The following is a 25101-nucleotide window of genomic DNA, read 5'->3' as shown; positions in this document are numbered from 1 at the left end:
CCACACTGCCACCGGGCTGGGGCTCAGCTGTGAGGTTCCTGGTAGCCCGGGATCGGCGGGTGCGAGCCCGGCAGCCGCCCGGCTATCGAACGGTGCAGGTAGCATCCGGATTCGTGATGCTGCGCGGCCGGACGGAAGACGACCAGCCGCCGAAACGCGTGGACGCGCGCACCGAGCGCTGGCGCGAGCATCGCAGGAAGGTGCGCGAGGAGTTCGTCGACGCGGCGTTGCGCGCCCTCGACAAGTTCGGTCCCGCCGTCAGCATGGGCGATATCGCCAAGGAGGCGGGCGCGGCCAAGCCGAAGCTGTATCGCCACTTCGAGGACAAGGCCGATCTCTACAACGCGATCGTGGACCGGGTTCGCGACCTGCTCTGGGAACAGGTCATGACCAGCTTCGACCTGACCGGCGACTCGGCCGGTGACCTGGTGCGCCGCGCCGCGTCGGAATACGTGCTCGTGGTGTCGCGGCAGCCGAACGTCTTCCGGTTCATGCTGCACAGCCATTTCACGCAACGGTCCGACGAGGCCGATGGCGCGCTGCGATCGGCCAGGCAGTCCGCCCGGCGCGCCGCGGAGCTGTTCGCCGGGGTGGTGGACGACGAGTCGGTGCGGGTCGAGAGCATGGAGCTGGTGATCTATTCGATCTTCGGCGCGGTGGCCTCGGCCACCGATTGGTGGCTGGGCGTGAACCGGCTGGAACCGCCTGCCCTGACGGTCGAGCAGTTCGCCGCCTATCTGAGCGAGATCATCTTCGCGCTGGTGACGGCGAGCGCTCGGCTGCACGGCATCGCCATCGCGGCCGATCGTCCGCTGCACCTCGCTTTTTCCACGTTGTGACCGGAGCGCCCCCCGGGCCGGGCGCCGAGGTCTTGCCGCGTCCACGCCGAACCTCGTTGTTCCGATCGCCTCGCCGTTGAGGCCATCCGTATCGGCGACGTTCTCAGTATCGCAGCGCCCACCGACAAGAAACGGCGTGCGCCGAGCGGTCGGCGTTCAGCCCCGATGCAACCGCCACAGCGGGGACACCGGCCCGTGGCCCGCGCCGAGATCGTAGGACGCGGCCAGGCAGCGATAGGTCCACTCCTTGGCGAACTCGACCGCTTCGGGCACCGGATAGCCGTGGGCCAGCGCGCAGGCGATCGCGGCGGCCAGCGTGTCCCCGCCGCCGTGGTCGTTGCCGGTCGCGATGCGCGGCGCGGTGAACTCCAGGAACTGCTCGCCGTCGAACAGCAGGTCGGTGCTGTACTCGGAGGAACGCAGATGCCCGCCCTTGACGATGGCCCAGCGCGGTCCCAGCTTGTGCAGCGCCTCCGCCGCGCGTCGCGCCGAATTGTCGTCCTCGACGTCGATGCCCGTGAGCAGGCGGACCTCGTCCAGGTTCGGGGTCACCACGGTCGCGAGCGGAATCAGGGTGCCGCGCAGCGCGTCGAGCGCCTCGGCGTGCAGCAGCGGGTCGCCGTGCATCGAGGCCGCCACCGGATCGACGACCAGCGGAATCTCACCGTCGCCGCCGATGCCGACCTCCTGGCACACCGCCGCGACCGCCTCGATGATCGCGGTGGAGGCCAGCATGCCGGTCTTCGCGGCGCCGACGCCGATATCCCCGGCGACCGAGCGCACCTGATCGGCCACCACCTGTGGCGGGATCTCGTGAAAACCGCTGACGCCCACCGTGTTCTGCACGGTCACCGCCGCGACCGCGACCAGGGCGTGCACGCCGCACAGCGCCATGGTGCGGGTATCGGCTTGGATTCCGGCGCCTCCGCCGGAATCGGTACCGGCAATGGTGAGCGCCCGGACGGGGGTCTGCCCCTCGGCGGGCAATGGCAGCAATTTCACGACACAAACCCTACGGCGACGTCGTCCTCTCGCCACGGGCAACCGGACCCGCCGACCGATAGCAAATGAAAATCGTTATCATTAATCGCATGAACTCCGATCCGCTTCCCGTCACCGTGCTGTCCGGCTTCCTCGGTGCGGGCAAGACGACGCTGCTCAACCACATCCTGGCCAACCGGGAGGGCCGCCGGGTGGCGGTCATCGTCAACGACATGAGCGAGGTCAACATCGACGCCGCGCTGGTCGCGGGCCAAGGCCACCTCGACCGCACCGAGGAGAAGCTGGTGGAGCTGACCAACGGCTGCATCTGCTGCACCCTGCGCGAGGATCTGATCGAGGCGGTGGCGCGGCTCGCCCGCGCGGGGCGGTTCGATCAGCTGGTGATCGAGTCCACCGGCATCTCCGAGCCGATGCCGGTGGCCGCGACCTTCGACTGGGAGTTCGAGGACGGATTCCGGCTCGGTGACATCGCCCGGCTGGACACCATGGTGACCGTGGTCGACGCCTCGACCTTCCTCGCGGAAGTGGCCCGTGGCCAAGCGCTGGCCGAGCGGAATCTGGAAGCGGGCGACGGCGACGCGCGCACCATCGCGGATCTGCTGGTGGATCAGGTCGAATTCGCCGACGTCGTGCTGGTCAACAAGACCGACCTGGTCGGCGCCGCGGCGGCCGGCGCGGTGGAGGCCACGGTGCGTAGGCTCAATCCGCGGGCTCACGTGCTGCGCACCAGCAACGGCGTGGTCGACCTGTCCGAGGTGCTCGGCACCGGCCGCTACAACCCGCTGATCGCCGCGGAGGCCGAGGGTTGGGCGGAGGAACTCGCCGGCGGCCACACGCCGGAGACCGAGGAGTACGGCATCCGCAGTCTCACCTACACCGCCGATCGGCCGTTCCATCCGCTGCGCCTCTCCGACGCGCTGGAGCGGTTGCGTGGTCTGCTGCGCAGCAAGGGGTTCTGCTGGATCGCGAGCCGCTCGACGCTGGCCGCGGTGTGGTCGCAAGCGGGACCGAACCTGGTATTCGAACCCGCCGCCTGGTGGTCGTCGCTGGAGGTGCCGCCGGGGCAGGAGATCGTGTTCATCGGGATAAAGCTGGACTGCGACAAGGTGCGCGCGTTGCTGGACGGCGCGCTGCTCACGGATGCGGAGTTCGCCGACGGGCCGGGCGCTTGGGCGGAGTATCCCGATCCCTTCCCGGCCTGGGGCGAACTACACGAGCACGTGTGAGGTTTGCTCCCCGCACGGTGCGCTCAATTCGAGATGCCGGTCGCTTGGCGCAGGTAGGTGGTGTCGGTCAATTGCTCGATCATGAACTCGGCGATGTCGGCGCGGGCGATCTTCAGGGTGAGCCCGCGCTCGTCCGCCGGGAACCCGCGCCGGTAGCTGCCGGTGGCCGGGCCGTCGGTGAACGCGCTGGGCCGCACGATCGTCCAATCCAGGTCGCTGGCCATGACGTGCTCCTCCTGAACGACGTGATCGGCGTAGGCGGGGCGCAGCAGCAGCCCGAACATCACGTACTTCCACAGGAAGTTCAGGTTGCCCCTGCTGTCGCCCACGCCGAGCGTCGTCTGGCAGATCAGTCGTTTCACGCCGGTGCGCCGCATCGCGTCGATGATCGCTTTTGTTCCCCCGGCCCGAACCACGCCGTTGCGGCCGTTGCCGAGCGAGACCAGCACCGCGTCCTGCCCCTCCACCGCGCGTTGCACCGAATTCGTGTCCAGCACATCGCCTTCCACGACGCGCAGCCGCTCGTGCCGCTGCGTGACGCTCGAGGCGCTGCGGGTGAAGGCCGTCACCTCGTGACCCTCCCGCAGCGCCCGCTCGACGACGAGACGACCGACGGTACCGGTGGCTCCGAAGACCGCGATTCTCATGGTTTCTCTCCTGGTTCGAAAGCTGTTGTGCTGTTGATGAATCCAGTACATCAGCGGGAATCGAGACGAACCATGGCCGCGACTCTCGATGCCATAAGCGACTGTCTCAGCGCAGCGGGGCGAAGAACTCCGTGATCTCCTCCGCCATGAGCGCGGGCGCCACATGGTGCAGGTAGTGGGTGAACACGTCGTGCGTGCGCCACGAGACGATGTTGTGGTCCCGCTCGGCGAAGCGCCGGATGCCGTGGAAGTCACCGGTGGAGCCGCACAGCGCGAGCGGAACCGTGCTCGGCGCCGTGGGGTGCTCGGCCTTGTCCTTCTCGAAGTAGTGCCGGATCGCCGAGCCCGCGGTGCGGGTGAGCCAGTGGATCGCGATGTTGGTCAGCACGAAGTCGTCGTCCAGGTCCGGGCCGAGCAGTTGCCCGTTCCAGCCGACCAGTCCGGCGGGCGAATCCGTGATCGCATGCGCCAGCGTCTGCGGCTGCTGTGATTGCAGCACGTTGAAGCCCATCTTGTTCTTCACGAACCAGTCCAGGGTGGCCAGCGACCGCTGCTCGTCCTCGTCGAGATCGGCCAGCTCGGCCGGATCCCCGGAGGGGAACGAGTACACCTGCGTGACGTGCACGCCGACCACGTGCTCCGGCGCCACGCGTGCGAGTTGCGGCGAGATCTGCGATCCGCCGTCGTTGCCCACCGCGCCGTAGCGGCTGTACCCGAGCCGCCGCATCAGCTCCGCCCAGGCGCGGGCGATCCGGGCATCGTTCCAGCCCGCCTCGGTGGTGGGACCGGAGAATCCGTAGCCCGGCACCGAGGGGATCACCAGATCGAATCCGGCCGCGGTGAGCGGCTCGATGATGCCGACGAACTCGACGAAGGTGCCGGGCCAGCCGTGCGTGAGGATCAGCGGAAAGGCGTCCTCTCGCGCGGATTTCACGTGCAGGAAGTGGATGTTCTGACCGTCGATCTCGGTGGTGAACTGCGGGTAGGCGTTCACCGCGTTCTCGACCGCGCGCCAGTCGAACCCGTCGCGCCAGTATCCGACCAGGTGACGCACCCGCTCGACGCTCACCCCGTAGGTGTCGCCCGAGCCGGGGATCTGCTCGGCCCAGCGAGTGCGCGCGAGCCGGTCGCGCAGGTCGTCCAGCTCGGCCTGGTCGATGTCGATGCGGAAGGGGGTGATCGCGGTCATGTGCGGCTCCTTTGAAACGGAATGCTCTGTTCTGTTTGAACTGTATCAGAACGGATCATTCCGTTTCAAGTGATATCCTTGATCCATGCCGAAGACATCCGACGCCCCAGCTCAGAAGGGTCTACCCGGCCGTAAGGCGCAGGCGGCCCGCAACGACGGGCTGATCCTGGAGGCCGCCCGCGCGGTGTTCCTCGCCGACGCCACGGCCCCGATCTCCGCCGTCGCCGAACGCGCCGGCGTCGGGATCAGCGCGCTCTACCGCCGCTATCCCAGCAAGGAGGTGCTGCTGCGCACGCTCTGCCATGGCGGCCTGCGCAGGTACAACGCGGAAGCCGAAGCGGCGCTGGAGGATCCGGACGGGTGGCGCGGACTCGTCGGCTTCTTGGAGCGCGTGGTGGACGCGGACGTCCACTCGCTCACCGTGCACCTTGCGGGCACCTTCACCCCTGACGATTCGATGCTGCCCGACGTGCGGCGCTCCGGCGAAGCGACCGAGGAGATCGTCCGCCGCGTCCACGCCACCGGCAAGCTGCGTCCCGACGTCACCCCGCAAGATCTGGGCCTCATTCTGGAGTCCTGCGCGGCCGTCGCGGTCCCGAGTCCGGAGCGCACCGCCCAGTTGCGCCGCCGCGTACTCGCCATGCTGCTGGCCGGACTGAGCGCCGACGGCGAACTCCCCGGCCCGCCACCCGCGCCCGACGAGTTCTCCTGGCGTTGGGCACGGCGATGAATCTCCCGGTGTGAACCCGTCCGCACTGGTACGAATAGTCCACCGAAAGGAAGTGCCGTGAACTGGACGCTCGAGGTCGTGATCGTGCCCGTGTCGGACATCGACCGGGCCAAGCGGTTCTACGCGGAGCAACTGGGCTTCGCCGTCGACCACGATACGAAGATCGGCGAGGACGCGCGCATAGTGCAACTCACCCCGCCCGGCTCGGGCTGCTCGGTCGTGATCGGCAAGGGCGCTGTGCCGGACATGACGCCCGGATCGCAACAAGGCCTGCAACTCGTGGTCAACGACCTGCGCAAAGCCCACGAGGAGCTGACTTCGCGCGGCGTCGAGGTCACCGAAATCCAAGTCCTCGGGGAAAACCCGACCCCCATGCCGGACCCCTTGGACAACGTCGGATTCTTCTTCTTCACCGACCCGGACGGCAACGGCTGGGGGGTCCAGCAGATCTCGACCCGCCCGTGACCTGATTTCGACCGGCGATGCGGCGCTCGTTCTCCGGCAGCGCCTCCTGCCCGACCGCCTCCCTAGTTGTTGCGGGTCAGGACGTTGATGCCGCGAAGTCCCGGCATGCGGGGCAATCACGCACGATCGGATGCGAGCACTCCAAGACATGGTCGAGGTAGTTGGCGGTCTGTGCGAGTCGGGCGCGTTGCCGGTTGATTGCCTCGCGCTGCTCGGCGACCAGCTGTCGGCGTTGTCCGCGGTCGCCATTGAGCAGGCGAGCGATCACGTCGAGCGGCATGCCCGCCTGTTGGCACCTGAGGGCGATGGATAGTGCATCCAGTGATTGCGCGTCGTAACGTCGAGCCCCGGCCGCTGTGCGATGCGGGGTGACTATTCCCACGGTTTCCCAATGTCTCAGAAGGTGGGTCGATACCCCGAGGTACTCGGCGGCGTCACCGATGCTCAGTAGTTCCTTGGGCACGGGACCATTGTCGTTGACTTCGTGTCGACACGAACTTCTAGCATCTGGTGAGTGCAAATCCATGAAATCAACTGCGGAACCCTCAACGTCCCCGGCGGCGAGGCTGTCTTCGGCGTTCCTCATTTCATCTGCCGTTGCCTGCTCATCGAGGTGGACGACCGCCTGGTCGCTGTCGACACAGGTATCGGCCACAAGGACATCGAGTCTCCCGAGGAACGTTTGGGGCAGGACTGGCTGAGCCGCGTCAACCCGGCGCTGGACCCCAGCGAGACCCTGCTGGCCCAGGTGAAGGCGTTGGGGCGCAATCCGCGCGATCTATCCGACGTGGTCCTCACCCACCACCACCGCGACCACGTCGGCGGCCTGGCCGACTTCCCGTGGGTGCGCGTGCACGCCAGCCCCGCGTGCCGAGCCGTAGTCGACGAGGGCAAGGACCGAGTCATCCCCGCACAGTGGTCCCATGGGGTGCTGTGGGCTCCGACACCGAAGCCGGCTGCCGATTGGCGGGGGTTTTCCACCTGGACGCTGGAAGACATTCCGGAATCGGTCCGGCTGGTCGCTCTGCCGGGCCACTCGCCGGGCCACGCCGGCGTAGTGATCGCCGACCCAAATGCCGGTCGGGAACTTCTGCACGTCGGTGATGCGATCCACCACCACGCCCAACTCGCTTGCACCGCACCCGCGGCGGTCGAGGCGTTCGCCGCGTCTACGCAGCACGATGAAGTAGCAAGACTGCACACGCAGCGGCTGCTGGCCGAACTGGCCGCAGAGGGGTCGGTTCGGCTCGTCAACGCACACGACCCGGGTATCGCGGCGGTGGGCGACTGAGGTGGTTCCCCAGCCGCCAGCCCACTGCCACCAAGGCCGACGTCCTCGCTCGGACGGAGCACCTTCGCCGCACCAAAAAATGGTCTGCATCCCGGATCGCATTCGACTCCACGACGACGGCATCGTGATCGGTCGAAATCGACCCCATGCTCGACCCCCTCGATGCTGTCAATTTTCCTTTTCTTCTAACTCGACATCGCCACCGTGCGAACCCATCTCGCGCAAGTAGGTCTGCTCTCGGGTAACCCGGGCGATCATCGGTCGTCCCTCGCGGGCACCATGCGCCCGGCCTCACGCAGCACGCGCAGGGCGTGCGCCCGCGCCCCACACGAGGTGGCGTCGCAGTCGAGGTGGTCTTGCATGGCCGAATGGGCTTCACCCACCAGGTAGGGAATGGATGGTGCGGCGTGCTCGGGCTCCTGAGGCTCAGGGTCGATCATCCATGGCAACACCCAAAACAAGAGAATGAATCCGCCCACAACGGCGGCGGCGATAATCAAAATTGCTCCTGGTCGGGCTCGTCAGGATCAATAGATCGATTCGTTGACCAAGTTCATGAGTTCGTCGGCGATGGCGGGCGAGACGGCGATCGTGTCCGGAGAGTCGAGGCTGTGGCGGCGAGAGCTCGAGTCGAGGACAACAGCGCCCGCCTCCCGGGCGATGAGCACGCCGGCCGCCGTGTCCCAAGGCTTGTTGGACAGCATGACGCAGGCGTCGGTCCGCCCCTCGGCAACCCACACCAGATCGAGGGCGGCGGATCCGAACATTCGTACCCGCTCGACAGTTGCCGCCAGCGCGGCGGTGAGAGCGATGCGGCGCTCGTTCTCCGGCTCCGCCCCCTGCCCGACCGCATAGTCTCCGATGGAAACGATCGCTTGGCGGAGAGTTTTGGTGTCGCTAGCTCGGATCGGCTTGTCATTGCTCCACGCGCCGCGCTCAACGGCCGCGTAGTACTCCAGGCCGAGGAACGGTGCGCCGATGACTCCGATCACCGGTTCGCCGTTGTGCACGAGAGCCAGCGATACAGCGCACAGCGGCAGCCCGTGAATGAAGTTGGATGTTCCGTCGATCGGATCCAGAACCCACATATACCGCGCCTTGTGTGCGGGCGACCTGTCATCGAGCTCCTCACCGAGAAACCCGCACTCGGGTGTCGCGTCGGCCAGATACCGCCTGATGTCATCTTGGATTCGATGGTCCAGGCCGGTTACGTAGTCGCGATCGCCCTTGGTGTGGATGGTTCCTCGATCGGCGGTGTGGAGAAGTTCAGCCCCCCGCTCAACGGCCGAACGAGCGATTTCGAGTAATTCGATTAGACTCGCTGTCATACCGGAGCGACCTCCTAGCGCTGGACGACATTACTTTCGGACTGCCGCATGGCCTGCAATTTATCTGCCCGGATTGGCAACGGCTAGTCGATGCGACAGATCTCGACCTTTCCGTGGGTTCGCTTCACCGAGTGTCATTCGATAGACCTGCCCATTCCCGGATTGCGTCGGCGATGCGCTGAAGATGCTCCGGTGACCGATCGTTCGCTTCCCTGAGCAGGTCGAGGTACTCCTCAGCCGTGTATGGCATTCCATCCGGGCCCACGATGTACATCGAGCCGTCGATGTGCGACTGCATCATCCCGATGGGTTCGCTCATGTCATCGCCACCGATGCGGTGCTCGAGACGCCCGCAAGTAGATCCGCTCCCCAGGTAACCCGCCGGGCAATCATCGGTCGTCCCTCGCGGGCACCATGCGCCCCGCCTCACGCAGTACGCGAACGGCGTGCGCCCGCGCCTCGCATGAGGTGGCGTCGCAGTCGAGGTGGTCTTGCATGACCAAGTGGGCTTCATCCACAGGGTAGGGAATGGATGGTGCGGCGTGATCGGGCTCCTGGGGCCGATGGTCGATCATCCATGGCAGCACCCAAAACAAGAGAATGAATCCGCCCACGACGGCGGCAACCATAATCAAAACCGCTGAAATATCCGCGGACATCTGATACCCCCTTGCGCGTTTGTTCTGTCGAATCGAATAGGCACTCAATGCGGGTGGCTTTCGGTTGAACCGTTTACGACCTGGAGTCCGGTGTCGTGGTCGTGGACCCGATATCGAGTGCTGCGACTTACGGTAGGGATGCGCCAGGCGGGGCCGGGTACATTTCGTACCATCCGTTCGCATTTGGTCCGATACTCTTTACTCACACGGGCACGTCGCGTAGGAGGGCGCCATGCAGGACCCCTGGGATGAAGCACCTGTCGGTAAGCGGATCAAGGCCCTGCGGGAGCGTGCGGGCATGTCGCGGCCTGTCCTGGCCGGACTTGTCGGCCGGTCGGCGGAGTGGATCAAAGCTGTTGAGGCAGGTCGCCTTCAACCTCCGAAGCTGCCGATGTTGCTGCGAATCGCGCAAGCTCTCGAGGTGAAGGACCTAGCCGAGTTGACCGGCAACGGACATGCGGTGTCGGTGGCGGTCTTCGCCGGTGCGCAACATGAAGCGCTCGCCGAGGTGCGTCGCGCACTCACCGACTACCGGATGACATCGAGCCCACGCCCGGCCAGCGTCGAGCACCTGGCGATCCGATTGGCTCAGGCGTGGAAGATTCGCCACAGTAGCCCCGACCACCGCACCCAGTTGGGGGCGCTGCTGCCCGGCCTTATCCGCGACGCGCAGCAGGCGGCGCGCATTCCAGGGGCGGGTCGTAGAGAAGCGCGTCGTGTGCTCGCAGGTGTGTATCAGCTCGCGGACTTCTTCGTCGCTTATCAGCCTGCGCCCGAACTGGTCTGGCTGGTCGCCGACCGTGCCATGAACGAGGGCTTCGAAGCCGATGATCCGTATGTGATCGCGTGCAGCACATGGGCGATGGCGCAGGCGCTGCGGGACTCCGGCCGCTGGGAGGAAGCGCTCGACCTGATCCGCGATGCGCTGGGCCAGTTGGAGCCCTATCTGAGCAGGGATGAGACACCGGATGATTGGCGGGGGATCGCAGGTGCTCTCGAAGCCGAAGCCGCGTATGTGCACGGTCGCCGCGGCCGCTATGGGGAGGCGTGGGCGCATTGGGAGTCGGCCGACGCGATGGCCCGCAATCTGGGTCGAGAGTATCGGCATGTGCAGTCATCGTTTTCCATGCCCGTGATGACGGCCCATGCGACGACGCTCGGTGTGGAGCTGCGGCGTTCGGCAGAGGCTCTTCGTGCGGCGGGGAATGTGGATGCGGAGACGATCGTGTCGGTGCCGCGCCGTAGCCGCCACTACATCGAGGTCGCACGGGCACATGCGCAGCGGCGGGAGTCCGCAGCGGTGTTCGCGATGCTGGAGAGGTCGGAGCAGACAGCGCCGGAGACCATTCGATACAACGGGTTCGCGCGGGAGATGATCCACGACCTGGTGCAGCACCCGCCGACGGGGATGAGCCGCGACGTGCGGAACCTGAGCCGCCGCGTCGGCGTACTCGTGTAGCTGCCGACCTCTCGCCCTGACGGCTGTCAGTCGCGTCGAAGCTACAACCACAAGATTGGGCAATCCAGCAGATCCAGACCCGTCCGTGAACGCGTCGGTGACGAACGCCGAGTGGGTCTGCCTCGGTTATCGGGTGCCGAGGAAGAGGGTTTGCGTGCTGCGGCCCAAGGGGCCCTTTTCGTCGTAGAGCGCTGATTCCGCCATACCTATGCCATGGGGTTGGGGGTAGGTGACGGCGTCGAGGCAGACCCATTCGCCCGCGGGCTGGCGGTGCAGGGTGACCGTCAGGTCGGTGTTGATGAACAGGTACTTCGACCAGTCCAGGACCGCGCTGACGCCGTTGCCGGAATCCGCGGCCGCGAGGGTGCGCTCCAGCGGGCTCGGATCGGTTCCGGCGACGATCGGGTGCTTGATCCTGATCCAGCAGATCGCCGGGCCGGGCTCGGCAAAGGATCCGCTGACGAAGCGGTAATCGATGGCGGTGTGGAAGCCGATCGGCTGGGTGGACGGGAACGGCTCGGGCGCGTCCGCCTGCTCCGGGCCAGGGCGGGTGCCGGTCGGCAAGAAGTGGTTCGGCAGTGGCAATTCCGGCTCGGCCAGCTTGAATCGCCAGGCATTCGCCCGCATCACCGGCCCGCGCTCGGTGGACAGCGTCGCTTCGATGAGTTCGACGCTGCGGCCGGGACGTGCGACGCGCGCCCGGGCGGTGAGCGGTTCCAGCGGCACCGGGCCGAGGATCTCGACCGCGACCCGGCCGACCTGGAACCCCGGCCGCGGCTCGCACCGCTCGATCACGTGGCCGAGCAGCGCCGAGGGCGGGCCCGCGTGCTGGGCGTCCGGCGACCAAGGGCCGCGGGTGAGCTCGGTGGAGACGAATCGGTCCGGCCGATCGGGATCGGGGAGGTAGAAGGCGTCACTCATGACTGCGCTGCTCCGGCGCTCGGCTTCCCGGTCCGCGGCCTTGTGCCGTGTCCTCGGTTCGTTCGCTGGCGCTCGCTCACGTCGCTGTCCGTCCTTCGGGCCGATCGGTCGGTTGTACAACGACGGTAACCCGCACCATAACGGGACTTGTCCTCAGACCCGGCCGAACGCGAGCGCGACGTTGTGACCGCCGAACCCGAACGAGTTGTTCAGCGCGTAATCGATGCGCTGAGTGCGCGGCGTTCCCGCGACGATGTCCAGATCGATCTCCGGATCGGGGTTGTCGAGGTTCAGCGTGGGCGGGACGACCTGATCCCGCAGGGTGAGCATGGTGATCAGCGATTCCAACGCGCCGACCGCCCCGATCGAGTGACCGAGCGCGGATTTCGGAGCGTAGACCGAGGCGTCGGGTACGACGGAGGTGATCGCGTTGGCCTCCGAGGCGTCGCCGATGGAGGTCGACGTGGCGTGGGCGTTCACATGCTGGATGTCCGAAGCGCGCAGTCCCGCGGTGTCGATGGCCTTGCGCATCGCGCGGGCCGCGCCGAGCCCCTCCGGTTCGGAGGCGACGATGTGATAGGCGTCGGAAGTGATGCCCGCGCCGAGTACCCGCCCGTGCACGGTCGCGCCGCGCGCACGTGCGTGCCGCTCGGACTCGAGCACCAGCAGCGCGCCGGCCTCGCCGAAGACGAACCCGTCGCGGTCCCGGTCGAACGGGCGGGACGCGCGTTCGGGTTCGTCGTTGCGGGTGCTCATGGCGCGCATCATGGCGAAGCTCGCGATGGGCACGGCGTCGATGTGTCCTTCGACCCCGCCCGCCACCACCACGTCCGCCTCGCCGGTGGTGATCAGCCGCCAGGCGTGCGCGATCGCCTCCGAACCCGACGAGCACGCCGAGACCGGCGCGAAAACCCCTGCTCTGGCACCTATCTCGAGCCCGACGGTGGCGGCCGGACCGTTCGGCATCACCATCGGCACCGACATCGGCGACACCTTGCGGTAGCCGCCCGCGCGCATCGCGTCGACCGCGGAGATCAGCGCATCGCCCCCGCCGAGCCCGGTGCCGATGGCCACCGCCAAGCGGTCGCCGTCAACCTCCGGCGCGCCCGCCGCGCGCCAGACCCGGCGGCCGAGCACCAGTGCCATCTGCTCGACGTAGGAATGCCTGCGCTGTTCGACCCGGCTCAGTTCCGCGCCGGGTTGTGACCGCAACTTGCCGCCGATGCGGACCGGCAAGTCGTACTCGGCCACGAAATCGTCCTCGAGCGCGCCGATCCCGCTGTGCCCCGCCAGCAATTCGGACCAGGTCGTGTCCATGTCATCGGCCAGCGACGTGGTCGCCGCGTATCCGGTGACCACGACCGAATCCCGAGTTTCTGAAGCGATTGTTACAGTCACGATGTCATGAATACCTGTACCGATCGCTACAGTCAACTCATGGCCCGCCCCCTCGACCACGCCAAACGCGCCGAACTGCTCGCCGCCGTCGTGCGCTACATCGCCGATTACGGCCTCGCGGACCTGTCGCTGCGCCCGCTGGCCGCCGAGCTGGGCACCAGCTCGCGCATGCTGATCTACTACTTCACGACCAAGGAGGAGCTGCTGGTCCAGGCGCTGGCGACGCAGCGCCCCGACATCGAGGCCGTATTCGCCGACATCGGCGACGCTTCGGACCTGCGCGAGCGGCTGTGGGACTTCTGGACCGCCAACGCCGCGGGCGACAGCCGCACGAGCGTCCGGGTGATGCTCCAAGTGCTCGGCGCGGCCTGTGCCCCACGCAGTCCGTATGCCGATTACGCCAACTCGGCCATCGCCGTCTTCGTATCGGCGCTGGCCGACGGACTGCGCGGCCTCGATTCCGTCGATGACCCGGAAATCGTCGCCACGCTGCTGATTTCCGGCCTGCGCGGCATCTTGCAGGATCGGCTGATCACCGGCGAGGTCGAGCGCACCGATCGCGCGGCCCGCCGCTTGATCGAACAGACCGTGCGCTGACCGTCTTATCGGCGCATCGGCAGTGAGCGGCGTCCGAGCTGTGGTGCGGCCAGTGACGACCCCGGGCCACGCCGAACCGGGTGTTCCCGCGCCGGCGCTGCTGCGCGGCACCGCCCTGGCCCCACGCGTGCGACTCGCATTGCGACGAGGGCGGGGTGATCGGATTTGCTCGCCTCGCCCGGATGGTCTCGCGCGGAGGCGATCACTCGGTGCGGGACTCCGGGTACGCATGCGCGAAGAGGCGTTCGAGCATCGCATGCAGCTGCTCTCGCTCCGCCGGGTCGAGCGGGGCGAGGATCTCGTCGCCGACCTGACCGGCTTCGCGAGCGAGGGAACGCAACGCGGTACGGCCCGCCCTGGTGAGGCGCACGGTGATGCGGCGACGATCGCGCTCGTCTCGCGCACGTTCCACCTGACCGGCGGCTTCGAGTTCGTCGACGACCTTGGCCACGTCACTGGGGTGGATGCTCAGGCGCTCGGCCAAGTCGCGCTGAGCATGCGGGCCGAAGTCGGCGAGCGCGGCGAGGATCGCCATGTGCCACAGGCGCAGGCCCCGGGCGGCGAGGCGGTCGGTGAATCCGGTGCGCGCCGCCTTGCCGACCCGCGACAGTAGGTAGATGTCCAGGCCGAGCAGGCTCGGTGGGAGTGCGCGTCCGGTATCCATGGGCTTATTGTAGGGCTACACCTACAATAGGTTGGAACCAACTAATTGGAGGCCGCTGTGGACGCGCTGCATCCGAGACTCCTGGTCACCCGCTTCGCCGACTGCTTCGAGTTCTACGCGGCGGTGTTACCCGAGCTGATCGGGGCGACTTTGATCAAGGGAACTCCCGCAGGCCCATACGCGAACTGGGACGTCGGAGACCAAGGCGCACTGGTGCTCTTCGATCGCACCGCCATGGCGGAGGTCGTGGGCACGACAGCGCTGCCGGAGCACGCAGCGCCGTCCCAGGACGCGATCATGTTCGTCTGCCGGGTGCGCGACGTCGACGCGGGCGCGCAGCTGTGCGCCGAGCACGGCGCTACCGTTGTCGCGGGCCCAGCCGATCGCCCGCAGTGGGGCCCCGGGCTGCGCACCGCCCACCTGCGTGACCCGGAGGGCACGCTGATCGAACTCCAGTCCTATTGAGCACTCGAAGATCGGACGCGCTCATGCGGTGAGCGGCACCTGCGATCGACCTCAGGCGGTGCGGCCCGCCTCCGGGCGCGGTTGCCTGCGCGAGCTAGCCTGCGGGTTCTACCCGGAAGACCGGGTATTGGTCGGCGATCCGCGCGAACTCGTCGAGGGAGGCGGTGCGGTCGATCGGAAAGTGCGGGCGGGCACCGGGAGCGACGGCGAGGTAGCGGCGCAGGATCGGCGCCCGTTCCCCCACCTCCACCTCGGTGAGCCGTACCGCTTCGCGGCCGCGCCGGTGCAGGAACGCCCGGCCCTGAGCCGCGGAGACGTTGCGCACCCACCCCGCGTCCCGGCCCAGCATAGACACCAGGTAACGCCGACCCTCGTACTCGGCGACCACTATCGGCAGCGTCACCGGACGCCCGGTGCGCCGACCGGCCACTTCGAGAGTCATGGCGTAGCCAGGGGACAGCACACCCGCCGAATACATCCACTCCGACGCCCGGTTCAGCGCCCGGGCGAACGTACCCGGCCGGTTGCCCCGATACATCCGGCGTTTCGCCGCAAAAAGCAGATCCCGCACGCTGTCCATACATCCACCTACCTCATGTGCGCCAGCAGCACTGCAAACAGTACGGAATGTCCGCCGTCACCGCGGTTCTCCCACTCCGACATCAATCCAGCACTGCGCCAGAGCATTCGACCTACTACGCATCTTCGACCCCCCTTTGTCCTCGGCCCCGTGCACGGCCACAGCGGCGGGCTCGACTGCCGGCTTCCGATCGACTGATTCGGTGGGGGATCAGCACAGTGCGGCCGCCACGGGAACCCCTGCGATGAACCGGCGTCAGTACCGTCCCAGCGCCCGCCGCATCGTCGGGATGCGGCGGGCAGCGGGCGGTGATTACGAGACGACGGGCAAATAGACCGCGTTGCCGCGGCTGGCGAACTCGGCGGATTTCTCCGCCATGCCCGCCTCCAGCGCCTCGGCCTCGTTCAAGCCCTGACGCTCGGCGTACTCGCGGACGTCCGCGGAGATCCGCATGGAGCAGAACTTGGGGCCGCACATGGAGCAGAAGTGTGCGGTCTTGGCGGGTTCGGCGGGCAGTGTCTCGTCGTGGTATTCGCGGGCGGTGTCCGGGTCGAGGGACAGCGCGAACTGGTCGCGCCAGCGGAATTCGAAGCGGGCCTTGGACAGCGCGTCGTCGCGCTGCTGCGCGTGCGGATGGCCCTTGGCCAGGTCGGCGGCGTGGGCGGCGATCTTGTAGGTGATCACGCCGACCTTCACGTCGTCGCGGTTGGGCAGGCCGAGATGTTCCTTCGGCGTGACGTAGCAGAGCATGGCGGTGCCCGCCTGCGCGATGATGGCGGCGCCGATCGCGGAGGTGATGTGGTCGTAGGCCGGGGCGATGTCGGTGGCGAGCGGGCCGAGGGTGTAGAACGGCGCTTCCTCGCACAGCTCCTCCTCGAGCCGCACGTTCTCCACGATCTTGTGCATCGGCACGTGCCCCGGGCCCTCGATCATCACCTGCACGCCGTGCGATTTCGCGATCTTGGTCAGTTCGCCCAGGGTGCGCAGTTCGGCGAACTGCGCCTCGTCGTTGGCGTCGGCGATGGAACCGGGCCGCAGGCCGTCACCGAGGGAGAAGGTGACGTCGTAGCGGGCCAGGATCTCGCAGAGTTCCTCGAAGTGCGTGTACAGGAACGATTCCCGGTGATGCGCCAGGCACCAGGCCGCCATGATCGACCCGCCGCGCGAGACGATGCCGGTCACCCGCTTGGCGGTCAGCGGAACGTAGCGCAGCAGCACACCCGCGTGCACGGTCATGTAGTCCACGCCCTGCTCGCACTGCTCGATCACGGTGTCCCGATAGATTTCCCAGGTCAGCGCGGTCGGGTCGCCGTTGACCTTCTCCAGCGCCTGGTAGATCGGCACGGTGCCGACCGGAACGGGGGAGTTGCGCAGGATCCACTCGCGCGTCTCGTGGATGTTCTTGCCGGTGGACAGGTCCATGATGGTGTCCGCGCCCCAGCGGGTGGCCCACACCATCTTCTCCACCTCCTCGGCGATCGAGGAGGACACGGCCGAATTGCCGATGTTCGCATTGATCTTCACCAGGAACTTCTTGCCGATGATGGTCGGCTCGAGCTCTGGATGCTTGTGGTTGGCCGGGATCACCGCGCGACCCGCGGCGACCTCCTCGCGCACCAGCTCCGGCGAGACGCCTTCCCGCGCGGCGATGAAGCGCATCTCCGGCGTGACGATGCCCTCGCGGGCCCACGCGAGCTGGGTGCGCGGACCCGCCCCCTGCGGCTTGGTCCACGTGTCGCGCAGTTTCGGTAGCCCGCCTTCGAGATCGATCGTCGCCGACTCGTCGGTGTACGGGCCCGAGGTGTCGTAGACGTCGAAGTGCTCGCCATTGGTCAGATTGATCCGGCGCACCGGAATGCGCAGGTCATCGACCTCGAGATAGTGCTTGACGCTGCCCTCGATCGGGCCGGTGGTGACGCTGTCGACGGGTGCGGATCCGCCGTCGGACGCAGCGGCGCGTGCCATGTTTCCTCCCTACGCCGGCATTACCCGGTCAGGTTCATACGGTCGACGGCCCTGACGCCTCTCGGCTAGCCGTCCTCTCAGCCCGCTGGTGCGAGCCCCCGTTGGTCTGTGAAATTTTCCCGCCCGACCATACCCGGACCGCCCGGTCGCCTGCTCGGCGATTCGGCGGGATCGGGCGAACTCGCAGGCAGCGGCGTCAGCGCTGGAAGGTGTCCACCATGCCCAGCGCGGACAGCGTCGGATGCGCACCGGGCGGCGACTCCGCCGGAAGGACGGGCGCGATCAGGCGTCCTCCACTGTTTCCGGCGTGGCGGAATGTCCCGGCGCGCCGTGGGTGCGGCGAGCTTCTTTCATCTCGGCCTCGTAGATGTGGCGGCGGCCGCCGAGTAGTTCGTCGCGGGCGGCACGCTCGATATCGCGGAACAGGTTGTAGTAGCCGTCGTCGTATTCCTCGACGATCTGGAATGTCCAGCGTCCGGCCAGCACGTTCCGGCCGATCAATTCGGCTGCGATCCGGTCGGCGATGTGCGCGTGACCTGCCGCGCGGAACAGCTCCACCGCTATGTCGAGCGCCAGATCGGCTCCTCCGGTCAGCTGGTGGAAGGCGTACAGGTGGCCGCGGGCGCGTTCGACTATCTCCAGTGCTTCCGAGAGTTTGCCGGTGGCGGCGACGGTGCTGTCGGCGACGCCGTCGGGCCTGCGGTGACGAGCGGCCGGGCGGTCGGTCATGACCTCGCTCCTTGTCCGCGTCGGGGGCTGTAGCGAGGGCTTACCCCGATGCCGGGGAGGTCAAGCACCAGCAGGTTGCCACGAGGTGGCGAGCTCACCGGCGACCGCGTCAGCGAGCGTTGGCCGAACCGGTTTCAGCGCACGCGGGCGGGGCGGATGCGTCCGGTGACCTCGCCCAGCCCGATGCGTGCCGGATGCGGACCGGGGGCCGACGCCATGATGGTCACCGCGTCGCCGTCCTCCAGGAACGTGCGTTCCCGCCCGTTGACCAGGACCGGCCTGCTGCCGCCCCAGGACAGCTCGATGAACGAACCGCGCTGGTCGGTTTCGGGGCCGGAGATAGTGCCCGAGGCGTAGAGGTCACCCGTGCGCGTCGATGCGCCGTTCGCGGTGAGATGAGCCAGCATCTGCGCCGGTGACCAGTACATCCGGGAGTAGGGCGGGTAGGTGACCGGTTGCCCGTTCCAGGTCACGGTGAGCTCGATGTCCAGCCCCCAGCGCTCCGCGCCGAGCAGGTAGGGCAATGGCGTGGGCGACTGCTCGGGCAGCGGTATCCGCGCCGACTCCAAGGCGGCCAGCGGGGTGATCCACGGTGACATCGACGTCGCGAACGACTTGCCGAGGAACGGGCCCAGCGGCTGGTACTCCCAGGCCTGGATGTCGCGGGCGGACCAATCGTTGACCAGCGCGACGCCGAAGACCCGGTCGGCGAACTCGTCGATCCCGACCGGCACGCCGAGCGGTGAGCCGACCCCGATCACGAAGCCGAGCTCGGCCTCGATGTCCAGCCGTCGCGACGGGCCGAAATCCGGTGCGCCGGAGTCGGTCCTGCGCTGTCCGCACGGCCGGGCGACATCGGTGCCCGACACCACCACGGTGCCCGCCCGTCCGTGATAGCCCACCGGCAGATGGCGCCAGTTCGGCAGCAGCGGCTCACCGTCCGGCCGGAACAGGTGGCCGAGGTTCGTCGCGTGATCGATGCTCGCGTAGAAGTCCACGTAATCGCCTATGCGGACGGGCAGCCGCAACTGCACCTCGGACAGGCGGTGCACCGCGGCGTCGTCCAGTTCTCCGTCGACCGCCTCGCGAATCCGGTCGCGCACCGCGCGCCAGCGTGCGGGTCCCTGCGCAAGGAAGCCGTTCAGGCTCGGCTCGGCGAAAACCGAATCATCGAGCAGCACAGCCACATCGATGACATGCTCGCCGAGCCGCACCCCCACGCGGGGACCGGCTCCGCTCGGCGCGAACACCCCGTAGGGCAGGTTGTCCGGTCCGAACAAGGACTCCGGCGCTACCTCGACCCTGGTCCTCACGCGGGGCCCCGCCCCGACCAGGTCCACGCATAGGTCGGGTCTTCGCAGGCCAACGCGCCTTCGCCGAGTTCCAGCGGGCGGAAGGTGTCCACCATGACGGCCAACTCGTCGAAGTACTCGATGCCGATGCTGTTCTCGTAGGCGCCGGGCTGCGGACCGTGGGCGTAGCCGCCGGGGTGCACCGACACCGAGCCCTGCGTGATCCCGGAGCCCTTGCGTGCCTCGTAGTTGCCGCCGCAATAGAACATGACCTCGTCGGAATCGACGTTGGAGTGGTAGTACGGCACGGGAATCGACAGCGGGTGGTAGTCCACCTTGCGCGGAACGAAGTTGCAGACGACGAAGTTGCCGCCCTCGAACGCCTGATGGACGGGCGGCGGCTGATGGATGCGACCGGTGATCGGTTCGAAGTCGGCGATGTTGAAGGTCCACGGATACAGGCAGCCGTCCCAGCCGACCACGTCGAAGGGGTGGGTGGCGTAGACCATCCGCGTCCCGACGACTTGGCCGCCGGGACGGTGTTTGACCAGCACTTCCACCTCGGTGCCGGTCGCGGTGATCGTCTCGGTGGGCCCGTGCAGGTCGCGCTCGCAATACGGGGCGTGTTCGAGCAACTGGCCGAACTTCGACAGATAGCGCTTCGGCGGCGTGATGTGACCCGTCGCCTCGATCACATACGCGCGCAACGGTTCCGGGCCGGTGGGCCGCCAGCGGTGCGTCGTGGCACGCGGAATGAGCACCTGATCGCCCTGCCGCGCGGGCAGCGCGCCGAACACCGTCTCCACCACTGCCGCGCCGGACTCGACGTACACCAGTTCGTCGCCGATCGCGTTGCGGTACAGCGGCGATCCGCCCTTCGCGACGACGTAGGAGATGCGCACGTCCGCGTTGCCGAGCAGCAGGCGGCGGCCGGTCACCGGATCGGTCTCGGCCGGGATGTCGCCGGGGAACAGCGTGTGCAGGCGCAGATGGCGGTGACGCAGCGGATGGTTCGGCGTGGTCCGCTGATCGGGCAGCTCCCAGACCGTCGAGTCGACCAGGGCAGGCGGCAGGCCGCGGTGATAGAGCAGGGAGGAGTCGCCGGAGAAGCCCTCCTCGCCCATCAGCTCCTCGTAGTAGAGCCGGCCCTGCTCGTCACGATGCTGGGTGTGCCGCTTCGGCGGTACCGCACCCACTTGCCGATAGAACGCCATGACCGTTCCTCCGCCAGCCGGTGGTCGGATAGTTGATCACCATCGTAGTGCGGCAGGCTCGTCCCTCAGGCGTTACGCATGGCCCGGTAGACCGCGGCCCCGACGAACGCGCCGAGATCCGCCGGTGTCCAGCCGTCCTGGTCCGCGAGCAGCGCGCGCACGGCGGCCTCGCCCGCCGACACCCACTGCTCCACCAGCACGGGCAGCTTGCGTTCGGCGTCCACCGTGCCCCAGGCGCGCAGCGTCGGGCGCAGGAGCTTGGTACAGCGCTCGATGACGAGCGCGCGGCCGCGACCGAAGGATTTCGCGACGGCGGGGTCGGGATTGCCGTAGACCAACCGCCAGGCGTCGGGCCGGATCGCGGCCTTCGTCAGCAGGGCGCGGAACCCCTGGACGAACACGGTTTCGTCGGCGTCGACGTCCCGCGGCGTCACCACCTCGAGCACGCCGCTGACCAGGTAGCCCTCCTCACGTTGGATCAGCGCCTCGATCAGCTCGACGCGATCGGCGAAGCAGGCGTAGACCACCGGCCTGGTCACGTTCATCCGCTCCGCGATCGCGGCCATGGTGACCGCGGCGATGCCGTCCTCCACGGCGATGGCGAGCGCGGTGTCGAGCACCTGCGGGCGGCGGCGCTCCGGACCGAGGTGCTGTGCCCGCTGCCGATGCCCCACGGCCGGGTCGGTGCTCATACCGCCCAGCCTGCCGCCGGTGGTCCGGTTACCGCTGCTGCGGCGGGGGAAGGGCGGCTGCGCCGGGCGGGTCACGCGGGCCCGGGTTCGTCGGCGAACTCGGCGATCACCGGAGCGTGGTCGCTGGCGCCCTTGCCTTTTCGCGCCTCGCGATCGACCATCGCGTCGGTCGCGGTGGCGGCGAGCGCCGGGGAGGCGAGGATGAAGTCGATGCGCATCCCCTCCTTCCGCGGGAACCGCAGCTGGGTGTAGTCCCAGTAGGTGTAGACGCCCGGCCCGGGCGCGAACGGACGCATGACATCCGCGAACCCGGCGTCCACGACGGCCTGGAAGGCATCGCGCTCCGGCTGCGAAGTGTGCGTCTTCTCGGCGAAGTACTCCACGGACCACACATCGTCGTCGGTCGGCGCTATGTTCCAGTCACCCACCAGCGCGATCTTGGCCTGCGGGTCCTCGGCCAGCCAGCGCGCGCCGTTGTCGCGCAGCGCGGCAAGCCATTCCAGCTTGTAGGCGTAGTGCGGATCGCCCAGCGTGCGGCCGTTGGGCACGTACAGGCTCCACACCCGTACGCCGCCGCAGGTGGCCCCGATCGCCCTCGACTCGACGACCGGCGTGCTGATCAGCGACTCGCCCGCGTCCTTGTCGAAGCCGGGCTGGCCGGGGAAGGCCAACTCGACGTCGGAGAGGCCGACGCGGGAGATGATCGCCACCCCGTTCCACTGGTTGATCCCCAGGTGGGCGACTTCGTAGCCCAGCTCGTCGAAGCGCTCGAACGGGAACTGGTCGTCGCGGCACTTGGTCTCCTGGATGGCCAGCACGTCGATGTCCTGGCGGTCGAGCCAGTCCGCGACGCGGTCGAGCCGGGAGCGGATGGAGTTGACGTTCCAGGTGGCGAGACGCACTGCGGCCTTCCTTCGCGGGTGACAGGTCTGTTCTACCGCAGGCCGCCGGGCCCGGCGAGCGGTTCCGGCGCGGCGTAGCGATAGGTGTGATGTTCGATGAAGCCCAGTTCGCGGTACATCGCGCGGGCCGGTTCGTTGGTGGCTTCCACCTGGAGATAGGCGTGCGTCGCGCCGCGGTCGCGGCCCCAGCGGATCAGTTCGGCGCAGACCAGCGAGCCCAGTCCGTGCCTGCGGTGCGCCGCGGCGACGGCCACGCAGGACAGACCGATCCAGTGTCGTCCGTCCGGGGCGGTGGTGAGCGCGCCGCGGCCGATCGCGATGGGACGCGGCAGGCCCAGCGAGGCGAAGCCGAGTTCGCCGCCGATAACCGCGGTCAGTATCTCCGGATCGGGCGCGGCAATCGCCTGCGCGCCAGGGTCTTCGCCGCTGTAACGGTGCATCTCCAGCCAGGCGGCGTCGGGAGCGGGTGCGATCCGCACCATCGAAGGACCTTGCGGCAGTACGAAATTCTCGATATCGATGGCGAGCGTGAGCGTCTCCCGCCAGCTGTGCCAGCCGGGCGGCACCGGGGCCAGCCGATCGGGCAGCGCGAGCTGCACGGGCAGGCCGTGCGCGGTGTACCACTCGCCGATCCGGTGCAGCGTCTCCGCGGACACGGTGGCTGGGCCATCGGAGTCGCCCAGCGGCACAGCGGAATTCGCGCGCCCGGTGTATCCGTGGCCCGCGCGCGCCAGCCAGCCGTCGATCCACGCGTGCTCGACGCCCGGCCAGCCGTAGGCGGCCGCGGCCTCCAGCGCGCGGATCTCCCTGACGCGTATCGGCCGCGGACCGATGGCTTTCAGCGCGATCACGCGCTCCGGCGTCACCGAGACGAGTTCCCCGCCCGCGCCGCGCACGGTCGGCGGGTCGAGGGAGACGAGTTCGCCGATCACGTCGGTCAGCGGTTGTGGATAACCCGCGGGCAGCTGATAGCGCAGCACCACGCGGCGGCCGAGCGGAATATCGGGCAGGCCGGCGGCGGGGTCAGTCGTCATGCCCGAACGGGTCGGGGTCGGTGCCGGGCAGCCAGCTCAGACCGGGTGTGCCCCAGCCGTTGCGTTTGATCGCCTTCTTGGCGGCCCGCGCGTTGCGGCCGATCAGCACGTCCACGTAGAGGAACCCGTCGAGGTGCCCGACCTCGTGCTGGAGCATGCGGGCGAAGAAGCCCTTGCCCTCCACCTCCACCGGCTCGCCGTGCTCGTCGGTGCCGGTCACCTTCGCCCATTCGGCGCGGCCGGTGGGGAACTGCTCGCCGGGCACCGACAGGCAGCCCTCCTCGTCGTCGTCCGGATCGGGCATGGTCTCCGGGATCTCCGAGGTCTCCAGCACCGGATTGACCACGACGCCGCGGCGGCGGGTAGCGGTGCCGTCCGCGCCGAGGTCGGGGCAGTCGTAGACGAACAGCCGTAGCGGAACGCCGACCTGGTTGGCCGCGAGCCCGACGCCGTGCGCCGCGTCGAGCGTCTCGAACATGTCCGCGATGAGCGGAGCCAATTCCTCCGGCGATCGGTTGACCCGCTCGGTCGGGTTGTGCAGAACCGGGTCGCCGACGATCACGATCGGGAGGATTGCCATGGGCCAATTATTGCCGTGGGCGCCACGTCACACCTCCTCGGGTGCCGAAGCGGAGAGCGGAACTACCGGCCGGTAGCGAACACGCCGCGCCGTGCGCCGGGCGATTCCGCGCGTGCGTGGTTGAATGTTCCGCGACGTACAAGCACCATTTTCGTCTGGTGGTCACTCGGCGAGGGAGCGAGATGGACGGCGCAGCGGCACGGAATCTTTCCGCGACCCACAACGGCCCTTCCGCGAGCGAAGATGGCACGACGGAGCCCGCTGCGGCCGACGGCGACGGACTGAGCCGTCGCGAACTCGACATCCTGGCCTTCGAGCGGCAGTGGTGGAAATACGCCGGGGCCAAGGAAGAGGCGATCCGCGAGCTGTTCGCCATGTCGCCGACCCGGTACTACCAGGTGCTGAACGCGGTGGTCGACCGGCCGGAGGCGCTGGCGGCCGACCCGATGCTGGTCAAGCGGCTACGCAGGCTGCGAGCGAGCAGGCAGAAGGCGCGCGCGGCGCGGCGACTGGGATTCCAGGTCTGACCCGGCGATGCGGACCCGGACCCGTCCCGTGCGACTAGGCTCGCGAACGTGAGCTACCCGAATCCCACCTCCGGTGGGCCACCGTTGCGCGCCCTTGCGATGGTGCTGATCGCGTTGGCCATCGTCTTCGCCGGTCTCGGCGCGATGTCGCTGTCGAGTTCCGATGCCGACTCCGACGCCTCGGGAACCAACGCAGCGCCGACCTCGAGCGCGAGCGCCGCGCCCCAGGTCCCGGCGAGCACGACCGCGCCCAAGGCGCCGACCTCGGGCGCGTCCTCCTCCATCGCGACGTCCGCGACCACTACCGCCGCGGCGACCACCACGGCGGCGCGTTCGGTCCCGGTGCGTGTGCTCAACAACAGCATGGTGGCCGGACTCGCCGCGAAAACGGCCAGCCAGCTCGAGGCCAGTGGGTGGACGATCGCGGAAACGGGCAACTACCCGGGCGCGACCATCGCCAAAACCACGGTGTACTACGGCGATTCGTCCGGTGACAAGGAGGCCGCGCAGGCCATCGCGGACCAGCTCGGCGCGTCGGTGGCACCGAAATCGAGTGCGATCGGGGATACCGCGCCGGGTGTAACGGTGATCGTCACGGGTAACTGACCCGTGTGGCCGCTGGTCGCACGCTCGGACCAGCGAGCACAGGTGAGGGCGCGCCGCCCTGTCGGGGACACGGCGGGACGGCGTGGCATCATCTTGTCCG

Annotated in this window: 30 protein-coding genes; 10 read left to right on the top strand and 20 right to left on the bottom strand. The window is 68.1% G+C overall.

Annotated features, from left to right (window positions below; genetic code table 11):
* Positions 1 to 92 precede the first annotated feature (92 nt).
* On the top strand, positions 93 to 839 hold the full coding sequence (locus ON21_RS27750) for a TetR/AcrR family transcriptional regulator (protein WP_245562758.1): 747 nt from the start codon (positions 93 to 95) through the stop codon (positions 837 to 839).
* A gap of 156 nt (positions 840 to 995) precedes the next feature.
* On the opposite strand, the gene thiD is transcribed toward ON21_RS27750, so the two are convergent.
* Entirely contained in the window at positions 996 to 1841 is an 846-nt protein-coding gene (gene thiD / locus ON21_RS27745) for a bifunctional hydroxymethylpyrimidine kinase/phosphomethylpyrimidine kinase (RefSeq protein WP_039802578.1), read from the bottom strand.
* Positions 1842 to 1930: 89 nt separating this feature from the next.
* Here thiD and ON21_RS27740 point away from each other — a divergent pair, with 89 nt between their 5' ends.
* Complete coding sequence (locus ON21_RS27740) at positions 1931 to 3067, top strand: GTP-binding protein (protein ID WP_039802576.1); 1137 nt, start codon at positions 1931 to 1933, stop codon at positions 3065 to 3067.
* Positions 3068 to 3090: 23 nt separating this feature from the next.
* Here the strand turns inward: ON21_RS27740 and ON21_RS27735 are convergent, their stop codons facing one another.
* Both ON21_RS27735 and ON21_RS27730 read right to left on the bottom strand, forming a co-directional pair.
* Positions 3091 to 3714, bottom strand: coding sequence for an NAD(P)-dependent oxidoreductase (locus ON21_RS27735; RefSeq protein WP_039802574.1), 624 nt, complete (start codon positions 3712 to 3714; stop codon positions 3091 to 3093).
* A 106-nt stretch (positions 3715 to 3820) separates the two neighbouring features.
* Positions 3821 to 4903: an epoxide hydrolase family protein gene (locus tag ON21_RS27730; protein WP_039802572.1), complete on the bottom strand. Its 1083-nt coding sequence runs from the start codon at positions 4901 to 4903 to the stop codon at positions 3821 to 3823.
* 85 nt (positions 4904 to 4988) lie between these two features.
* On the opposite strand from ON21_RS27730, the gene ON21_RS27725 reads away from it, so the two are divergent.
* Complete coding sequence (locus tag ON21_RS27725; protein ID WP_039802569.1) at positions 4989 to 5633, top strand: TetR/AcrR family transcriptional regulator; 645 nt, start codon at positions 4989 to 4991, stop codon at positions 5631 to 5633.
* A gap of 57 nt (positions 5634 to 5690) precedes the next feature.
* Positions 5691 to 6098 (top strand): VOC family protein, encoded by a 408-nt coding sequence (locus tag ON21_RS27720; protein WP_039802567.1) that lies wholly within the window; start codon positions 5691 to 5693, stop codon positions 6096 to 6098.
* Between the two features lie 76 nt (positions 6099 to 6174).
* Here ON21_RS27720 and ON21_RS37410 read toward each other — a convergent pair whose 3' ends face one another.
* Positions 6175 to 6561, bottom strand: coding sequence for a MerR family transcriptional regulator (locus tag ON21_RS37410; RefSeq protein WP_157170987.1), 387 nt, complete (start codon positions 6559 to 6561; stop codon positions 6175 to 6177).
* Positions 6562 to 6612: 51 nt separating this feature from the next.
* Here ON21_RS37410 and ON21_RS27715 point away from each other — a divergent pair, with 51 nt between their 5' ends.
* Entirely contained in the window at positions 6613 to 7389 is a 777-nt protein-coding gene (locus ON21_RS27715) for an MBL fold metallo-hydrolase (RefSeq protein WP_039802565.1), read from the top strand.
* A gap of 254 nt (positions 7390 to 7643) precedes the next feature.
* Here ON21_RS27715 and ON21_RS27710 read toward each other — a convergent pair whose 3' ends face one another.
* The 4 genes from ON21_RS27710 to ON21_RS39700 all read right to left on the bottom strand — a co-directional run bounded on the left by ON21_RS27710 (position 7644) and on the right by ON21_RS39700 (position 9376).
* Positions 7644 to 7829 (bottom strand): hypothetical protein, encoded by a 186-nt coding sequence (locus ON21_RS27710; RefSeq protein WP_157170986.1) that lies wholly within the window; start codon positions 7827 to 7829, stop codon positions 7644 to 7646.
* Between the two features lie 87 nt (positions 7830 to 7916).
* The gene (locus tag ON21_RS27705; RefSeq protein ID WP_039802561.1) at positions 7917 to 8717 is read right to left on the bottom strand and encodes an inositol monophosphatase family protein; all 801 of its coding nucleotides are present in this window, start codon (positions 8715 to 8717) and stop codon (positions 7917 to 7919) included.
* Positions 8718 to 8841: 124 nt separating this feature from the next.
* Complete coding sequence (locus tag ON21_RS27700) at positions 8842 to 9036, bottom strand: hypothetical protein (protein ID WP_039802559.1); 195 nt, start codon at positions 9034 to 9036, stop codon at positions 8842 to 8844.
* Between the two features lie 70 nt (positions 9037 to 9106).
* The gene (locus tag ON21_RS39700; protein ID WP_039802557.1) at positions 9107 to 9376 is read right to left on the bottom strand and encodes a hypothetical protein; all 270 of its coding nucleotides are present in this window, start codon (positions 9374 to 9376) and stop codon (positions 9107 to 9109) included.
* 232 nt (positions 9377 to 9608) lie between these two features.
* On the opposite strand from ON21_RS39700, the gene ON21_RS27690 reads away from it, so the two are divergent.
* Positions 9609 to 10835, top strand: a complete 1227-nt coding sequence (locus ON21_RS27690) for a helix-turn-helix domain-containing protein (RefSeq protein ID WP_039802555.1) — start codon at positions 9609 to 9611, stop codon at positions 10833 to 10835.
* 126 nt (positions 10836 to 10961) lie between these two features.
* Here the strand turns inward: ON21_RS27690 and ON21_RS27685 are convergent, their stop codons facing one another.
* The gene (locus ON21_RS27685; protein ID WP_039802553.1) at positions 10962 to 11756 is read right to left on the bottom strand and encodes a thioesterase family protein; all 795 of its coding nucleotides are present in this window, start codon (positions 11754 to 11756) and stop codon (positions 10962 to 10964) included.
* A gap of 153 nt (positions 11757 to 11909) precedes the next feature.
* Positions 11910 to 13154 carry a KasA/KasB family beta-ketoacyl-ACP synthase gene (locus ON21_RS27680; RefSeq protein ID WP_039802551.1) on the bottom strand — a complete coding sequence of 415 codons (1245 nt, stop codon included), beginning with the start codon at positions 13152 to 13154 and terminating at the stop codon, positions 11910 to 11912.
* A 39-nt stretch (positions 13155 to 13193) separates the two neighbouring features.
* Here ON21_RS27680 and ON21_RS27675 point away from each other — a divergent pair, with 39 nt between their 5' ends.
* Complete coding sequence (locus tag ON21_RS27675; protein ID WP_039802549.1) at positions 13194 to 13751, top strand: TetR/AcrR family transcriptional regulator; 558 nt, start codon at positions 13194 to 13196, stop codon at positions 13749 to 13751.
* A gap of 202 nt (positions 13752 to 13953) precedes the next feature.
* Here ON21_RS27675 and ON21_RS27670 read toward each other — a convergent pair whose 3' ends face one another.
* A complete protein-coding gene (locus ON21_RS27670) occupies positions 13954 to 14415 on the bottom strand; it encodes a MarR family winged helix-turn-helix transcriptional regulator (RefSeq protein ID WP_039802546.1) in 462 nt (153 codons plus the stop codon).
* Between the two features lie 57 nt (positions 14416 to 14472).
* Here ON21_RS27670 and ON21_RS27665 point away from each other — a divergent pair, with 57 nt between their 5' ends.
* Positions 14473 to 14880 (top strand): VOC family protein, encoded by a 408-nt coding sequence (locus ON21_RS27665; RefSeq protein ID WP_039802544.1) that lies wholly within the window; start codon positions 14473 to 14475, stop codon positions 14878 to 14880.
* A 94-nt stretch (positions 14881 to 14974) separates the two neighbouring features.
* Here the strand turns inward: ON21_RS27665 and ON21_RS27660 are convergent, their stop codons facing one another.
* The 9 genes from ON21_RS27660 to ON21_RS27620 all read right to left on the bottom strand — a co-directional run bounded on the left by ON21_RS27660 (position 14975) and on the right by ON21_RS27620 (position 23868).
* Positions 14975 to 15460 (bottom strand): nitroreductase/quinone reductase family protein, encoded by a 486-nt coding sequence (locus ON21_RS27660; protein ID WP_218004157.1) that lies wholly within the window; start codon positions 15458 to 15460, stop codon positions 14975 to 14977.
* Positions 15461 to 15772: 312 nt separating this feature from the next.
* On the bottom strand, positions 15773 to 17425 hold the full coding sequence (thiC, locus tag ON21_RS27655) for a phosphomethylpyrimidine synthase ThiC (protein ID WP_039802542.1): 1653 nt from the start codon (positions 17423 to 17425) through the stop codon (positions 15773 to 15775).
* Between the two features lie 282 nt (positions 17426 to 17707).
* Positions 17708 to 18154, bottom strand: coding sequence for a hypothetical protein (locus tag ON21_RS27650; RefSeq protein WP_039802540.1), 447 nt, complete (start codon positions 18152 to 18154; stop codon positions 17708 to 17710).
* A 134-nt stretch (positions 18155 to 18288) separates the two neighbouring features.
* The gene (fahA, locus tag ON21_RS27645; protein ID WP_039802654.1) at positions 18289 to 19467 is read right to left on the bottom strand and encodes a fumarylacetoacetase; all 1179 of its coding nucleotides are present in this window, start codon (positions 19465 to 19467) and stop codon (positions 18289 to 18291) included.
* Positions 19464 to 20660 carry a homogentisate 1,2-dioxygenase gene (locus ON21_RS27640; protein WP_039802538.1) on the bottom strand — a complete coding sequence of 399 codons (1197 nt, stop codon included), beginning with the start codon at positions 20658 to 20660 and terminating at the stop codon, positions 19464 to 19466. Before ON21_RS27640 ends, fahA begins: the two co-directional genes overlap by 4 nt.
* Before the next feature lie 65 nt (positions 20661 to 20725).
* Entirely contained in the window at positions 20726 to 21352 is a 627-nt protein-coding gene (locus ON21_RS27635; protein WP_039802536.1) for a TetR/AcrR family transcriptional regulator, read from the bottom strand.
* A gap of 71 nt (positions 21353 to 21423) precedes the next feature.
* Positions 21424 to 22254, bottom strand: a complete 831-nt coding sequence (locus ON21_RS27630) for an exodeoxyribonuclease III (protein WP_039802534.1) — start codon at positions 22252 to 22254, stop codon at positions 21424 to 21426.
* Positions 22255 to 22286: 32 nt separating this feature from the next.
* Complete coding sequence (locus ON21_RS27625; protein ID WP_039802532.1) at positions 22287 to 23288, bottom strand: N-acetylglutamate synthase, CG3035 family; 1002 nt, start codon at positions 23286 to 23288, stop codon at positions 22287 to 22289.
* Complete coding sequence (locus tag ON21_RS27620; protein ID WP_039802530.1) at positions 23278 to 23868, bottom strand: peptide deformylase; 591 nt, start codon at positions 23866 to 23868, stop codon at positions 23278 to 23280. The genes ON21_RS27625 and ON21_RS27620 overlap by 11 nt, the downstream gene beginning before the upstream one ends.
* A 182-nt stretch (positions 23869 to 24050) precedes the next feature.
* Between ON21_RS27620 and napA the strand changes: the two genes are divergently transcribed.
* Positions 24051 to 24395 (top strand): nucleoid-associated protein NapA, encoded by a 345-nt coding sequence (napA, locus tag ON21_RS27615; protein ID WP_039802528.1) that lies wholly within the window; start codon positions 24051 to 24053, stop codon positions 24393 to 24395.
* Between the two features lie 48 nt (positions 24396 to 24443).
* Positions 24444 to 25001, top strand: coding sequence for a LytR C-terminal domain-containing protein (locus ON21_RS27610; RefSeq protein WP_039802526.1), 558 nt, complete (start codon positions 24444 to 24446; stop codon positions 24999 to 25001).
* The last annotated feature ends 100 nt before the right edge of the window (positions 25002 to 25101 follow it).

Origin of the sequence: Nocardia araoensis NBRC 100135 (genome assembly GCF_000308435.1) — a bacterium.
In the GTDB taxonomy this organism is placed as follows: Bacteria; Actinomycetota; Actinomycetes; order Mycobacteriales; family Mycobacteriaceae; genus Nocardia; species Nocardia araoensis.
Note: the sequence above shows the minus strand (reverse complement) of the source record. Positions and strands in the feature narration are given on the sequence as shown.